The 16,531-nt window shown below is 31.7% G+C and carries 8 protein-coding genes and 1 pseudogene; all 9 read right to left on the reverse strand.

Annotated features, from left to right (window positions below; genetic code table 11):
• Nucleotides 1–7: 7 nt before the first annotated feature.
• Nucleotides 8–373, reverse strand: a complete 366-nt coding sequence (locus IPJ23_17140) for a response regulator (GenBank protein MBK7632395.1) — start codon at nt 371–373, stop codon at nt 8–10.
• A gap of 7 nt (nt 374–380) precedes the next feature.
• Nucleotides 381–1,234 (reverse strand): annotated as a pseudogene (locus IPJ23_17145) (protein-glutamate O-methyltransferase CheR).
• A gap of 54 nt (nt 1,235–1,288) precedes the next feature.
• Nucleotides 1,289–2,677 (reverse strand): HEAT repeat domain-containing protein, encoded by a 1,389-nt coding sequence (locus IPJ23_17150; GenBank protein MBK7632396.1) that lies wholly within the window; start codon nt 2,675–2,677, stop codon nt 1,289–1,291.
• 159 nt (nt 2,678–2,836) lie between these two features.
• Nucleotides 2,837–4,936, reverse strand: coding sequence for a methyl-accepting chemotaxis protein (locus IPJ23_17155; protein MBK7632397.1), 2,100 nt, complete (start codon nt 4,934–4,936; stop codon nt 2,837–2,839).
• A 22-nt stretch (nt 4,937–4,958) separates the two neighbouring features.
• Nucleotides 4,959–5,357: an energy transducer TonB gene (locus IPJ23_17160; GenBank protein MBK7632398.1), complete on the reverse strand. Its 399-nt coding sequence runs from the start codon at nt 5,355–5,357 to the stop codon at nt 4,959–4,961.
• Nucleotides 5,358–5,698: 341 nt separating this feature from the next.
• Nucleotides 5,699–11,260, reverse strand: coding sequence for a PAS domain S-box protein (locus tag IPJ23_17165; protein ID MBK7632399.1), 5,562 nt, complete (start codon nt 11,258–11,260; stop codon nt 5,699–5,701).
• Nucleotides 11,261–11,469: 209 nt separating this feature from the next.
• Nucleotides 11,470–11,895, reverse strand: a complete 426-nt coding sequence (locus tag IPJ23_17170) for a response regulator (protein MBK7632400.1) — start codon at nt 11,893–11,895, stop codon at nt 11,470–11,472.
• Entirely contained in the window at nt 11,885–14,017 is a 2,133-nt protein-coding gene (locus tag IPJ23_17175; GenBank protein MBK7632401.1) for a PAS domain S-box protein, read from the reverse strand. The genes IPJ23_17170 and IPJ23_17175 overlap by 11 nt, the downstream gene beginning before the upstream one ends.
• Nucleotides 14,018–14,439: 422 nt before the next feature.
• Nucleotides 14,440–16,527 carry a cache domain-containing protein gene (locus IPJ23_17180; protein ID MBK7632402.1) on the reverse strand — a complete coding sequence of 696 codons (2,088 nt, stop codon included), beginning with the start codon at nt 16,525–16,527 and terminating at the stop codon, nt 14,440–14,442.
• Nucleotides 16,528–16,531: the final 4 nt, after the last annotated feature.

Raw genomic sequence — 16,531 nt, forward strand, 5'->3', positions numbered from 1 at the left:
TTTCTTTCTAGTTTAAAAATTTTGATACTTCGTATAAAACTCTTTTTGAATCAAATGGTTTTAACAAATATGCATCTGCACCACATTGTATCCCTTTTTCAATATCCTCATTTGCAGATAGAGAAGAAAGTATGATAATGGGTATTTCCTGATAGTCCTCATTTGAACGAATAGCTCTAATTAATTCAAATCCGTCTATGTTAGGCATATTCAAATCTGTGATAACAAGATCAACCTGCTCGGATGGTAAAACCTCTAATGCCTGCATACCATCAGCAACTTGAATTATTTCATATCCTTTAACTTTTAAAGAGATCGATACAAATTTTCTTATTGTCGGTGAATCATCCGCAACAAGAATAACTTTCTTCATTTTCTAATTACTCCTTTTTATATCCAATGGTTTTAGGAAAACTTGTTAGCTTAAATGATTTTGATAAACCATGCAATGTTTCTGAATACCCGATAAACAAGTAACCACCTTTTAACAATGAATTATATAAATGGTTTATTACTTTTATTTTAGAAGTTTGATCAAAATAGATAAGAACATTTGCACAAAAGATTACATCAAAATTTATCATCGTTCTCATCTTAAGTCATCATAAAGATTAAGCAATTTAAAGTAAGCCATATCTTTTATTTTAGGATCAAGATCAAATGAAGCGTTGTTTGTTTTAAAATATTTCTTAAGATAATAAACTGGCGTGTTTCTAACTGAGTATTCTTTATACGATGCGCGTCTTGCAGTATCAACAACCGCGTTACTGATATCAGTACCAACAATTTCAAATTCTATATTTGGATATTTAGGCCGGATTAGATCATTAATCATCATAGCGATAGAATATGCTTCTTCTCCACTTGAAGATGCCGCACTCCAAATCTTTATTTTATTTTTTCCTAATTTTTCTTTTGATGTAATGATTTCGGGCAGAATAGTAGTAACAAGAGCATCAAGTTGCGGCTGGTTACGAAAGAAAAACGTTTCGTTAATTGTTATAGCTTCGTAAAGATATTTAACCTCAGCAGTGCCGGAAGGGTTAAACTTTACATAATCAAAATATTTTTCAAACGATTCAATTCCTAAATGAGTTATACGCTTCTGTAATCGGCTTTCGAGTAAATACTTTTTATTATCCTGGAAATAAATCCCTGTACTTTCGTAAATATACTTTCGCCAGGTTTCAAAAGATTTTATTGAAAGACTAACTTTTGTAGGAGTAAGTAACATCGCTGGCTGAGCTGTTGAAAATCCCCTTTGCGTATACTCTTGCATTTTTTTCTACTAGTTTGTTAAGTATTGTTTTCTCAATGACATTTCTTTAGCTTTTTCACTAACCATCTCTTCAGGATCATTAGTCAACTTATAAAGTGCTTCACTTATTATCGGATTATCCAGATCAGATAGCAAATCTAACAGACATATGCGATTCCAGAAATTTTCATCATTTATCATCGAATCAATAAATAAAAGTGCAGTTTGATAATCAATTATAAATAAAAGTTCTGCTGCTGATATGCGAACAACTTCATCAGAGTTTGTAAGACTCTTTGAAAGTGACTCTGTTAATCTTTGTTTTTCAATTTGGGATAGGTTGTGCATTTCATTAGGTTCTGAGTTGAGAATATTTTGTAACAAATCTAGAACAGCCGATAAATACTTATTCCCATTATCTATAACGGTATGAAGTTTTGGAAGAATGATTTTTTTATTTTCCATAAACTTTTCGTAAAGCACTTCATTTAAATCCAAATCCAAACCATAAATGTTCAGACAAGCATATAGAATCTCAGGATCATCAAAAATGGTAACTAAGTGTGCGGCTATTATTTGATAATTTGGTTCTGAATTAATTATTGTATCCAAAACACATTTTTTGATTTTTTCATCAAATGGAACTTCAAGATCGAATTTTACTTTAAGCTTATAGATAGCTTCTAAAAGCGGCCAAACTAATGCACCGCTTAACAGATCAACTTGCGAAAGTAGGAAATAAAAAGTGCTTTCATCTCCAATTTCACCCATGCTTTCAATCATATTAAACTTTAAAAAGTCATCTTCCGCTTCAAATTTTTCAGTAATAAATTTTAACGATTGTAGAGTTCTTATTTTTCCAACTGATTCAATCACAACAGGCTTTAAAACATCAGCTTTATCATAAAAATTAATAATATGTTCTACGCCTTTTTCGCTATAAATATTTCCTAAAGCTTCTATGCAAGCAACTATTACATTTTCATTCTGGTTAACAGTAAGAATGTGAATAATCAAATCTTCGGGGGATTTATCACCAATCAATCCAAGTATATCAACTAAAAATTTAATGTCGTCATCTACTTTAATTTCTGGTAAGCGTTTGCAAATAACATCAATAGAATCCGTACCTTTTTTTAATAGAATTTCACCAGCAAGATTTCTTACAGAAATTTCTGACGAACTGATAAAATCAAATATTTCATATGGTATAGATGGGTTATTATTTTGAATAAGAAAATTTGAAGCAGCATTTTTTACTGACTTATCATCTTCCAGGATAAGCCTGATTACTGCTTTAACAACATTCTTATCAACTTCTTCAAAAGTTAAATTAAAAAGTGCCTCAGTTTTTAAAGAAGGATCTTCAGAGTTGAGCATTTCTAAAACGTTTTGTTCGAAATTATTTTCTGTATTCATTTTGTTTTACGATTAGTTTGTTATTATCAAATTAACTTCTGCAATTTTTTCAATAATGATGCCGTTCAAATTCTATCGTTTTCTGCATTATATACAGATAATTGCAAAATTACTGTTGAATATTAGCCAACTGATATTGGCTGTGCAGAACAATCGCATTTAGTGAAATATCTCTTCACTATTAACATATTCATCCTCAAAGGTATTTTTATGTTCAATATTTTGATAGGAAGACTTATCAACCTTAAAATGAGATATTAATTTTTGAAGATTCTCTGTTAACTGATTCAGATCTTCTGCAGCGTGAGCAATTTGTCTAACTCCAGTAGCACTTTGCTGAGTAACATTTGTAATAAGTTCGATGTTTAGAGTAATCTGCTGAGATGCACTTGATTGTTCTTCACTTGCCGCAGCAACCTGTGTAACAATATCAACAACTTTTTCTGCACCAGTTATAATTTCGCTTAAAGAATTGCCGGCTTTTTCTGCAAGAAGTTTTCCGTTTTCAACCTCTTTTGTTCCCTGCTGCATCGATTTGACAGCGCCTTCAGTGTCTTTTTGGATATGTTTTATCATAATAGCAATTTCTTGTGTTGCTTTTGAAGTTCTTTCTGCAAGTTTTCTTACTTCATCAGCAACAACCGCAAAACCTCTGCCCTGTTCACCAGCACGAGCAGCTTCAATTGCCGCATTGAGTGCAAGTAGATTTGTTTGGTCTGCAATGTCATCTATCACCTGAACAATTTCACCAATTTCATTACTGCTCTTGCCAAGGTCCTGAACAGTAGCTGCACTTTTCTTTACAACATCCGAAATCCTTATCATACCTTCCATAGTTTCTCTAACCACTTTACCGCCTTCAACAGCAACGCTGCCAGCATTTTTACTTGCTTCTGCGGCGGATGTTGTGTTTTTAGTGGTTTCAAAAATTGTTTTTGTCATTTGTTCAATTGCACTTGCAACTTCAGAAGCTTGCGCACTTTGTTCATTTGCACCTGCTGCCATTTCTTCTGTACTGGAACTAATTTCTACAGCGGCTTTTGCAGCAGCTGAAACTGCGTTCGAAACTTCGTTTATAGTTTTTCCAAGTGAATTAGATACATAATTAATTGAATTCTTAATTCTTTCATGATCACCTGCATATTCTTTTGTAATTTTAACAGTAAAATCACCTGCTGCAACTTTTTCTAAAGTTTCAATCGCTTCTCCGATGGGTTCATAAACTGCATCAAGAGTATCATTCATTCCTTCAATGATTGTTTTATATCCGCCGCTAAAAACTTTTGTATTACCGCGAGCACCACTGTTGCCTTTTATGGATGCAGTAGTTAAAAATTTAATCTCTAATACAAGTTTGTTAAGATTATCAATCATTTTTTCAAAGCTTTTCGAAAGATGATCATTTTCGGATAATGTATTAATTTTCAGCTCAAGATCACCGGAGGCTATTTTTTCTGCTGCTTCTATTTTTTCTAATTGAGAATCTCTAAGTTTGTTTAACATTGCAGCCATCTGTCCAAATTCATCATTATTTTTGCAATGCATTTTTTCTTCAAAATTTCCTAATGAAAACTGTTGCAGCAATTTTTTAAACATTGCAATCGGTTTGGTAAGGGCAGGTATTAGTTTGAAGAAAGTAAATAAGAATGCTAATGACCCAATAATCATTCCAATTACAATCATTAAGATGGTTTTAGACATAATCGAGCTTACTTCAGATTCTAACCCGGCTTTGCGATTATTAATGGTTGACATTATATCAGACATCTCATTTTCAAACTTTTTTCTTAAATCTTCCCCAGATGTTGTAGCGATATAAGAAGCCATCTCAAAATCTTTCATAGCTGCAGCACTTAAAGTTCCATCAACAACGGATCCAAAATATTCATTAAATATTTTATTAAACTTTTCTGAATGTTCCTGGAAAATATCTGCTAAAGATGAATCTTTAATTGAAGCCATAACCTCAATAATTTTGGATTTGTGTTTATCAACGGCTTCAAAGTTTTTATCGAATTCATTCTCAAAACCAGGTATAGAAAATTTGAGCAGATAAAATTGTAAGCTTTGAAATTCACTTTGAACATCTGTTAAATGCTCTCTTGATACGATAATTTTTTTATTAAGCGTTTCATTTATTCTAGAAAATTGGAAAAAATGATAAAGATCATTTACAACCATTACTGTAGAAATAGCAGCAATTACAAAAAATGCTATTTGTATTTTAGTTTTAAATGAAAAGTTTTTTAGGTTCAACATAATTTACCCGACGTTTAATTATTTACTTTATCTTAAAAAGTACTGAAACCGTAGTTTTTACTTTTACTTGCTTTCCTTCGTGCTGACCAGGTTTGAATTTTGACGCATTTAGAACGCGAACAACTTCTTCATCGCAACCCGCACCAAGACCTTTAATAATCTTTACTTTATCTACATTGCCTTTTTCATCAACATAAGCCATTGCATAAACTTTACCTTCTATATTTGTTTGTTTGGCCATAGGCGGATATTTAATTTTTTTGGATAGTTCCGCCATTCCGCCGTCTAATTCGGGCATAGTGGTTGCAAACGCAAGATATTGTTCTTCATCTGATGGAGTGCTTTGTGAAAAACTAACTTTACTTAAAAGTAAAATCAATAATAAGGTGTACAAATAGCCAAGATATTTTTTAATTTTCATGATAATCCTATTTCAGTTAATCTTTTAATTTCCTCTACTATTATCGAAAATTGTTTGTATTTGTTAAGGAATAAGTGGGATATATCTGAGATTAATACTGATAGAATGGAATGAATTGATTCAAAAATGAACTACTGATGAAATTCACTATATTTTTAAGGTATTTTCTATCTAGTATAAGAACAAATAAACAACCCCATCGGGGGTTATAATTTTTAATAATATTAAGTTATTAATTTGACTAAAAGATTGAAGTCAGAAAAATTAAAGTGTTTCTAATATTCGCAACCTAATACTATAAATATTTTTCAATATCATGTGGGAACTAAGAATTAAAGTTTTTAACCTAAAACTTTATTAAGCAGGTCTTTCAGTTCTTTGGAAGTAAATGGTTTTGAAATGTAATGTGTAAATCCTTTGGCTAAAAACTCCTCTTTATCCGATTGAGCGGCATAGGCCGTGACAGCAACAATTGGAGTTGTTTTATAAATATCTATTTGTCTTATTTTTTGCATTAGTTCAACTCCATCCATTCCTTTGCCAAGATTTATATCCAGCATCAGAATATCATATTCTGTTGAGTTAATTTGTTCTAAAGCAGCTTTGGCACTAAATGCAGTTTTAACATCGTACAATGATTTTAATACAATAGAGATATAATTCAATGCAATAGTATCATCTTCAACATAAAGTATTTTGGATTTTTTGTTTTGGGGTTTCTTAGAGCTTGGTTTTATTGTATCAGAACTTATAATAATATGCTCATTTATTTTTAGATCAACTTCATTCATTGGAAGTTTGATAGTGAAAGAAGAACCAACATTTTCATCACTTTCAAGCGATATCTTTCCACCAAGCATTTCAACATATTTTTTTGTGATAGTTAGACCAAGTCCTGATCCTTCAAATGAGCGATTCAACCCTTCACTTGCCTGGCGGAACTCATACCACACAACACTTTGCTTATCTTTTGGAATTCCGATTCCTGTATCCTCAACTTTAATTATTAGATTTTTCTGATTGTCGATTAAATCTGTGTTTGCAATAAGTTTAATTGTTCCATTCTCTGTAAACTTAACAGCATTACTCACAAGATTATTCAAAATTTCTTCCAAGAGTCTTTGATCGGATTTAACAATAAGATTTTGATCTTCAGTTACGATGGTTATAATAGTGTTTTTAAGTTTTGCAGAACTAGAGTACAGTAACCCAGTGCTTTTAAGTAATTGGGTAACATTAAACTCTTTATAAATTAAATCAATTTTATCAAACTCTAATCTTGTAACATTTAATATTTTGTTTAACGTATCGGTTAATCTTTTAGAAGATTTAAGAATTTGCTCTGCCATTTCTCTTTCTTCGTCATTTTGAAGTGATCCTGCAAGTATTTCTGAAAAGCCCATAATTCCAACAAAAGGTGTACGTAGTTCGTGGCTCATATTAGCAAAGAAAAATGCTTTTAGCCTGTTCATTTCTTCAGCTTTTTCTTTGGCATCAGTTAATTCAGTAATTAAAACTTTTCTTTTTGTAATATCACGAATGATACTAAGTAACATAACAGCTTTATCTTCAAACTCGATAAATGAGTTTGTTAATTCTACCCAGATTACTTTTCCACTTTTTAATTGAATTTCTGTTTCAAACTTTTTAAGAATCGTTCTATTTTTAAACCGTTCTTTAAACCCGCTTATCCAATTTTCTGATTCAGTTATTATATAGGAAATGTTAAAAATACTACCAATCAAATTTTCTTTTTTTAAACCAAATAAATTGCAATAAGAATCATTCACATTTATTATCACACCATTTTCGTCTACCAATCTCATTGCATCAACAGAACTCTCCCAGATTGAACGGAATTTTTGTTCTGATCCGATTATTTCTGTAAGGAGTTTTTTTCTATCAGTAATATCGCGGTCTATACCCATAGTAACTTCTTTGCCGCTTAAAGAAATTAATGAGATAGAGCTTTCAATCGGGAAAACCGTACCGTCTTTACGTTTATGAACAGATTCAATAGTTACAGACTTATGCAGTCTTAAAATTTCAATTTGGTCCTTAGATAATTCTGAATTTGCAAGCTGAACAGAAACATTTTGTGGATGAAGAATATTAATGCTTTTACCAATTAATTCTTCACGTGTGTACCCGTTCATACTACAAGCGTTAGCATTACAATCAATAATTAATAATGTTTCAGGATCGGTAATAAAAATTGCATTAGGACTGTTTTCAAATAATGAATAAAATTTTGTTTCGCTATGCTGGACCGCTTCCTCCATTTTTCTGCGTTCAGTTATATCGCGAAAGTTTATAACTATAGCATCAACACTTGGTTCATTTAGTAAATTTGTGAACGTACTTTCTATCCAAAGCCAATTACCTTTAGTATTTTTAAATCTGTATTCAATTGTTGGAACTAAAGCTGGATTTTTTATGATGGCAGATAAAGTACCTAAGACAATGGGTAAATCATCCGGATGTGTGAGTTCAGCCGGAAGTTGCTCAACTCGTTTTTCTATAGAATAACCAAAAATTCTTTTTGCGGATGGACTAACGTATTTAAACTCACCATCTTCGCTAATTTGGACTATGCCATCCGGCGCATTTTCTATTAGTTTTTGATAATGTGTTTTAGTTTTTAATGATGCTTCTTCAGCTTCTTTAAGTCCGGTTACGTCAACACTTAATGCTGAAACACCTGTAATAAATCCTTCCGAAAAGATCGGGTTAAGAAATACTTGGAAGTAGTTAAACTTATTATTCGTTTCGATAGAAAATTCAAAATCTAATTTTTTACCAGATAAAGCAGTATCGTATTTTGGTTTCCAAAAAGATTTCAATTCCGGAGTTAAAATCTCTAAGGCATTTAAACCTTTTGTAAGTTTAATATTATAAGTACGAAAATAACTTTCACTGAAGAAGTTGTTAAAGACAATATAATTATAGTCCTTATCTATAGACCAAATAGACTCTTTTCTATTATTTATAAGGGCATTTAAATTTGCTTCAGAGTTTCTAATTTTTTCTTGGATAAGTTTTCTCTCCGTGATATCCCTTGTAATACTTAGAATATGTTTTTCACCATTTAATTCTAAAATGGCGGCCGACATTAGTCCGTTTCTGACCTCGCCATTTTTTAATCTAAATCGGGCTTCAAGATTTTCAACAATTCCATTTGCCTTTAAACCTGCAACAAGTTTTTCTCTATCTGATGAATCTGCCCAAATATTTATTTCGAAAGATGATTTACCGATAACTTCTTTTTCTGTGTATCCCGTCAATTTCAAAAAGCCCGTATTAACAGAGATATACATTCCATCAGAAAGTCTGTTAATATTTATAGAATCAGGACTTGTCAAGAAAGCTTTAGTAAACTTTTCTTCTGAGGCTTTTAATTCCTCTTCAGCACGTTTACGTTGTGTAATATCTGAAAATAAAGCAACCATAAAGTTGGGCTTGGTTTGATAAGCTTTTACTTCAAATGCTCCTTCAATTTTGTCATCATTGTAAGTGATCTGTTCAGTAGCCCATAATATGCCTTTGGACGCTGCATCACGATATCTTTGCGGTACCTCAGTATTGGCAAGCGGAGGGAATGCCTGCTCAATGTTTTTACCAAGGAATAAGGAGTGATTAATTCCTAATATTTTATCGGCGGCTGGATTACTATCAATCAAAATTAAATCATTATTATCATTCAGTTCATAAAAGTGCATTCCCATAGGTGAGTTTAATGTCATCTTTCTAAATTTCTCTTCTGAAGCAGCAAATTCTATTTGGGCTTTTTTCTGTTCTGTAATATCTCTCATGAATGATTGATAAGTTCCATCCGGCATTAGTTTAGAGGTCATCTCTATAAAAATTGACTTGCCATCTTTTTTAATAACCACCCTCTCTGCCTTAACAATTTCACCAGCCAATAATTTATCATATCGCAATGGAATGGTTTCAAGGTTTTCTTTTGAGAACAAATCTTTAATATTCATTCCAATCAATTCTTCTTTTGAATAACCTGTAAGTTCAACGGCTTTGTTATTAACTGTAATAAAATTCCCATCCTTATCCCCATGGAAAAAAGCATCTGAAGCAAAATCGAGGAGCATCCTGTACTTCTCCTCGTTTGATTTTAAAGATTCTTCAAATTTTTTACGCTCACTTATATCTTTTATTGAAAGCAGCAGGTACTGTTCGTCATAAAATTCCAATATCTCGCCGGATAAAAGTGCAGTTATCTGCTTTCCATTTTTTTGATTTCCTATAGCTTCAAAATTTTTAATGTATCCGTTTTGCTTAAGCAGTTCAATCATCCTAACTCTATCACTCGAATCTGCCCACAATTTTAACTCAAATGTGGTTTTTCCAATCACTTCAGAACGACTGTATCCAAATATCTTTTCAAAACCTCCGTTAATTTCAGTTAACTTTCCGGTTGATAAATGTGTAAGGCTAATTGAATCTGATGAATGAAGAAATATCTTTGAGAATTTTTCATTGCTCTCAAATAAAGCTTTCTCTTTTTCACGTTCTTTGGTTTGATCTCTAAAAACTAAAACAACCCCAATAATTTTATTCTCATCATTTCTAATTGGTGAGCCGCTATCAGCAATCGGAATTTTCTTTCCATTCTTTGAAATAAGTATAGTATGGTTTGCAAGACCTACCACTACTCCATCTTTTAAAACTCTATCCACAGGATTTTCAACATTTTTCCCTGTTTCTTCATTAACAATATTAAATACTCTGCTTAACAATAAACCTTTAGCTTCTTTTTCACTCCATCCGGTTAGTCTCTCTGCAACAAGATTCATTTGTTTAATTGCACCCAGCGTATCAGTGGTAATAACACCATCCCCTATACTGTATAAAGCAGTCCTATATTCTTCCTGAGTTTCTGCAAGCTCTTTCTGTTTTAAGAAAAGATTTTTGTAAATGCGACTTTGCTTTTGTTTATAAATGAAAAGCGCCGTTAATGCTATAAGTAAAATACTTATGAAAACAATGATCGAAATGACTCCAGCCCTATAAAATAATTCAGAGTATAGTTCTTCTTTATCAATTTTAGAAACCATATACCATTCAGTCCCGGGAATTGGTTGCAGTTCTGCAAGCACATCTACACCACGATAATCTTTACCTTCAATAATTCCACTTTGACCTGAAACACCTTTAACCGCTACAATATCTATCCGAGATAAAGAAATTTTTAAATTTAAAGCAGAATTTTTTTTGTGCCTTAATTCATTAATATAAATAATTGAATCATTTTCAATTTTAAATAAAAGTGTTTCGGCTGTTTTACTTGTAGAAGGAAATTTTTGAACAATTGGGATAAGTGATTTGTTGGGATTAATTATTTGAATAAATGCACCAATTGGTATCCCGCTATTATCTTTGATAATAGATATTATATTTAAGCGGACATCTTTACTGTCGTTATTAAAATAAAAATTTCCGTAAGTAACGCTGTCCTTATATAAACACTTTTTAATTTCGGCCAATCGCTGGACATCAAATTGTTTTAATTCATTATCAAGCGAGAATAATTTTTTACCCGAAGTATCAGTAATTACAATACTTTCATCATATCCCTCAGCTGTAAATTGACTTAATGTTTTTGAAAAATACTCTTTTGCTTCTGAAGTATTCTTGTTTGTTTTAAGATAATCTGTGTACTTAATAAACTTACCGATTGTAGCAAAAAATTTTGCATCAGCAGTTCGTCCTTTTTTCCAAGCGCTAAGTTGCTCTAGTTTTAGATCTGTAACCGCTTTTAGAAATTCGTGTTTATCTTTTATAATCCCTTTAGTTTCAGTTTTATAGTAAAAAAAAGCAACCAGAAGTATTACTATACTGGATAATAAAACTATTAAAAAGATATTTAGTTTACTTAGCTTATTCAAAAGTAACTTTGCTTTAAGAAATAATTAAAATTATGCCATACCGCCATTTTTTTTACAAGCACAAATAAGATATTTTTTAGATGAATGAAAGACTGTTGAAAAGAACTGTAAGAGAATATTCATTTTACATTTTTCCAAAGTAAAATATTATTGAGATACGACTTTACAATTGTATTGTTTTATTAGATAATTATCAACAACAGTAAGAACTATTTTCCGAACTCAGCATGAATTTTATTTAATACGTTTATTAATTCAGGCTTTATAAACGGTTTTGATAAATAATAATTACAACCTGCTCCTAAAAATTCTTCAGCATCACCATTAAGAGCAAAAGCAGTTTCTGCAATTACGGGTAAGTCTTTAAGTTCGGGTATTTTACGAATCTCTTTTAAAACATTAAGACCGTTGCCGCCTCTTCCAAGATTTATATCAAGCAAAACAGCAAAATAATTTTTACTTTTTATAAAACTTAATGCTTGCTGTTCGGTGACAGCAATATCCACTAAATAATCATTTTTAAGATAGAACTGAATAACTTCATTAGTTATTGGATCATCTTCTACTAGGAGTATTCGTAGCTTCTCGATGGTTTGTTCACTTTTTAAAATAGAATGTTCAGCATCAGTTTGCATAAATCTTTTCCTTCTGTTTGATCGGTAATGTAATAATAAATTCCGATCCATTATTAACGGCACTAGATAATTCTATTTTTCCGTTCAGCAAATCTATATAATTTTTTGTTATAGCTAAACCAAGTCCGGTTCCTTCAAAACTTCTTGAATAGCCTTCGCTGACCTGCCTAAATTCTTCAAAAATAATATCTACACTTTCTTGTGGAATACCGATTCCTGTGTCTTTAACTTTAATTGTATAAGTTTCATTGTCTGATTGAAGTGAAACGTGTACACTACCGTAAAACGTAAACTTAATTGCATTGTGTATAAGATTGTTCATCATATCTCTAATTACACTGCTATCCGTTTGGGTAATTATTTCGGATTTAGATTCTGTAAAAAATAGGTTTAAACCTTTTGCGGCGGCATCAACTTGAAACAAGTTTACTGTTTCAGCAATTAAACTGTTAATATTAACTTCTGATATTTTTATCTCGTATTTATCTGCTTTTAATTTAGAAAGACTTAATACTTTATTTAGTGTTTCAATTAATCTTTTTCCGCTTTTGTTTATCGTTGAAGCCATGTGCTTAACCTCTTCATTATAGTCACCAGATTCCATCATTTCTGAATAACCTAAAACACCAAAGAGTGGAGTTCTAAGTTCGTGACTCATATTTGCAAAAAAAGCGGCCTGCGCCTTATTAGCTTTTTCTGCTCTTTCAATGGCTTCAATTAAGTCGTTTTCTGTTTTTTTGATTGCAGTTATATCAATACCGGAAAATAGTATTGCTCTTTTTCCGTTTAATGGATTTTTTGTAACAATACTATTTATTAAAAGTTTGCGCTCTTCACCATTGCTTGTTAATAAACTAAAAGTATAATCTGCACAACTGTCATCAGTGCCAAGGATCAGAGCCCTAAACCTTATATTACAAGCGTTTACATTAGCTTCATCATAACAAAAACTCATCCAGTTTTTACCAATTAATGTACCCTCTTCGTAACCAAGAATATCGTATCCCATTTTATTAATAAGTAAAATATCTGCGTTTTCATCAATTAAACAAATTACAGCACCAGCCATTTCTAAGTATAATTTTGCCTGATCGCGTTCAACTTGCATAAGATTATTTGCATTTAGCAATTCTGCGGTACGAGCCTCAACCAGGTTTTCTAAATTTAGCTGAATTTCTTTTAATTCTTCTTCTGTTTCGGTTCTTATTTCAATCTCAGTTTCAAGATGTTTTTTTTGGATAAAAAATCGTTCCATCATTCTTGATAAAGCACCAAACTCATTCTGTTTTCTTAACAGTGGTATTAATTTTGTTTCATCTTCAGAAGATAAGCTTTGACTTAACACTGATAATGGTTTTACTATATAAATTAACAGTAGAGTAAAAATAGAACCAAAAAACAACAATGATATTATTGCTATGACAGGAATGGAGCTTTGTGCTGATATCAAGTATTTTTCTGTTGCTTTGTCTATATGAAAAGATGTTATATAAGCAATTGTGTTTTGATTTATATCTTTGATGGGCAATTGTGTGTAAACACCAACATCGTATTTCATCAATTTTTCTTTAAACGATTCGATTGAATCAGTAAAAACGACTTTAATGTTGGAGTTTGTTGTATGTGAGATTTCCTCGAGGAATTTATCTTTATAAATTTTGCCTGCTATGAACCAGCCTTTTGGTTCAGTCTCTCGTTTCAAATCCATAGAAGGTTGAACAGGTGCGATTTGAATTTCAAAAATCTCACCATCTTTGCTGATAAAAAGATTTGAAAACCAATTTTTCTTAACAACGTTTTTCAAGTCTGATTTACTAATGAATAAACTAGATAATTTATTATTGTTTATAGCCTGATATCCATATCTCTGATTAAAATCTGAATCAAGAACCCAAACAAATGATACATCATAATTAATTGATGAAGCAACGATATTTCTACTGGCCCATATTTCATCAGGATACTTTACAAATTTTACCATTTCATCCCAATAAGTGTAATCAAAACACCACTCACCCATGTTTTTGGTATAAGATTCAACTATCGTAGAAAGTAATTTAGTTTGTCTCTGTTTTGCCGAGCTTAACAGCATTTTGGTATTTTCGTTTGTATTGGAGTTCATAAAATACAGCGAAACCAATATGAAGATGGTCAATATCAAAAATATTAAAGCTATTTTATACTGGATTTTATTCATCTTTTATTAACTTAATCTAAAATTAAAACATTGTTAAAAAGCACATGTTATTTAATCAATTCACTTTTTGTGCAAAATTAGTTCCAAGTTTATTATCGTATGGTTTTGATTTCACTTAACGCCGAAAGTTGATTTTTGTGCAATTTCAAGCACTTAATATTGGTGTTATGCAAAGAAGTATTTATCAAAAAGTTAAATTTTATAATTGTGGTTGATGCTGACCATATCTATTTATAAAAAAAGGGCTGCCGTGGCAAACCCTTTTATGTGTGTGTTAAAATTGTCCCCCAATTTTTTAATGTTATTAGAATAAAGACAGCCTCCCCTTGGCAATCTTTATCTAATTTCTAAACGTGGATTAACTTTCCGTTTGTGCGCACTGCATATTTTTCTTCTTTACCTTCCAACTTAAACTGTGCAATTAATTCTTGCAAGTTTAATGTAAGTCTGTTTAAGTCCTCAGAAGCGTGTGCTATTTGCTGTATGCCGCTAGCACTTTCTTGAGTTACACTATTTATTGATTCAATATTTTTACTAATCTGCTCTGAAGCACTTGATTGTTCTTCGCTGGCTGCAGCTACCTGGGTTACAACATCAGCAACCTTATTGTTAACCTCCCTTATTTCATTCAGCACTATACCAACTTCTTCGGTAACTTTCATTCCGATCTCAACAGAATTTTTTGCTTCCATCATAGATTTATCAGCTTCTTTTGCTTCAACCTGTATCATCTTTATCATATCAGCAATTTCTTTAGTTGCTTTTGAAGTGCGCTCCGCAAGTTTACGAACTTCATCTGCTACAACGGCAAAACCTCTTCCCTGTTCACCAGCACGAGCTGCTTCGATAGCAGCATTTAATGCAAGCAAATTTGTTTGATCTGCTATATCATTAATAACCTGTGTTATCTCGCCTATTTGGTCAGTCTTTTGTGCTAATGATGAAATAATGTCACCAGCTTTTTGTGCTGACACAACAATATCATTTATTCCCTTTTTTGTTTCTTCAACTTTTAATGTTCCTTTTTTTGCAGTATCGTTAGCAAATTTTGAACTCTCTGCTGCGATAGATGCATTTTTAGAAGTTTCAAAAATTGTCTTTGTCATTTCTTCCACCGCACTTGCAACTTCACCAGCTTGTGCAGATTGCTCCTGCGCCCCTGCTGCCATTTCTTCCGTAGATGAAGAAATTTGATTTGCCGCACTTGCCGTTGCCTGGATAGCCTCAGAAACTTTTCTTAACGCATTACTAAGTGAGTTTGCAACTGTATTAATTTTATCTTTTATTATTTGATAGTCGCCCTTGCAATCAGCATCCATTCTTGCTGTCATATCTCCTTGCGCTAAAATATTTAAAACTTTAATTGTTTCATTAAATGGACTATTGATTGCATCTAATGTGTTATTGAAACCCGCAACAACTTTTCTATACTCACCGCCATGTTTATTTTCATCAGCACGTTCACTCAATCTTCCACTAACTGCAGCTTCTGATAATGAATTTACATCTGTAACTAGATTATTAACGTTTGATACAACCTTTTTTAAACTTAATGAAAGCACATCTTTAACAGATTTAGGAATTATATTAATATTTAGATCTCCTTCAGAAATTTTTTCAGCATTTAAAGCAGATTCTTTAATATTTTCAATCATAACTGAAAAGGAATGATTAAGTTCACCAATTTCATCCGTTGAATTTGTTGTTAAATCAATATCAACTTCACCTAATGAAACTCGGTTTGCTGCATCTTTTAATACAAGCAGAGGTTTAACAATATTTTTTGCAAAAAAGTAACCAACCAATAAAATGATCGGTAAAAGAATAGCGAGTGCAATTAATATTTTAGTTTTAAATCCTGCTATTTGATCATTCACATCATCTACATAAATACCACTTCCAATTATCCAATTCCATTTTTTATCTATTTGGACGTATGAAACTTTAGGCTGTGGTTCAGTACGGCCAGGTTTTTCCCACATATAATCAACATATCCGGAACCATCTTTTTTACATACATTTACCATCTCAACAAATAAATGCAAGCCGTTTGGATCTTTAAGATCAGAAAGATCTTTTCCATCCAATGCCGGTTTTATAGGATGCATTATCATCTTTGGTTGTGTATCATTAATCCAGAAGTAATCGTCTTTATTGTATCTAATTTCTTTTATTTCAGTTAATGCTTTCTGCTGTGCTTCTTGTTTTGATAGATTGCCAGATGATTCTAATTGTTGATACTTTGCAATTAAACCGGCAGCAACCTGTACAGTTTGTTTAGTCGCGATTCTTTTCTCATTAAATAAACTATTTTCAAATGAAGGAAGAATGTAAAAAAACAAGAATAGAAGTAGTGTAGTAATTGTAAATCCTAACAAACCGATCAGTTTATAAAACAATCCCCAATCACGAAATCTTTTTATTTTCATATTCATAATG

It is taken from the genome of Ignavibacteriales bacterium, from assembly GCA_016709765.1.
Taxonomy (GTDB): domain Bacteria; phylum Bacteroidota; class Ignavibacteria; order Ignavibacteriales; family Ignavibacteriaceae; genus IGN3.

Excerpts from the sequence above, each read along its gene's own strand:
- IPJ23_17150 (MBK7632396.1), bottom strand. The coding sequence starts at position 2,677 with ATGAATACAGAAAATAATTTCGAACAAAACGTTTTAGAAATGCTCAAC.
- IPJ23_17155 (MBK7632397.1), bottom strand. The coding sequence starts at position 4,936 with ATGTTGAACCTAAAAAACTTTTCATTTAAAACTAAAATACAAATAGCA.
- IPJ23_17160 (MBK7632398.1), bottom strand. The coding sequence starts at position 5,357 with ATGAAAATTAAAAAATATCTTGGCTATTTGTACACCTTATTATTGATT.
- IPJ23_17180 (MBK7632402.1), bottom strand. The coding sequence starts at position 16,527 with ATGAATATGAAAATAAAAAGATTTCGTGATTGGGGATTGTTTTATAAA.
- IPJ23_17170 (MBK7632400.1), bottom strand. The coding sequence starts at position 11,895 with ATGCAAACTGATGCTGAACATTCTATTTTAAAAAGTGAACAAACCATC.
- IPJ23_17140 (MBK7632395.1), bottom strand. The coding sequence starts at position 373 with ATGAAGAAAGTTATTCTTGTTGCGGATGATTCACCGACAATAAGAAAA.
- IPJ23_17175 (MBK7632401.1), bottom strand. The coding sequence starts at position 14,017 with ATGAACTCCAATACAAACGAAAATACCAAAATGCTGTTAAGCTCGGCA.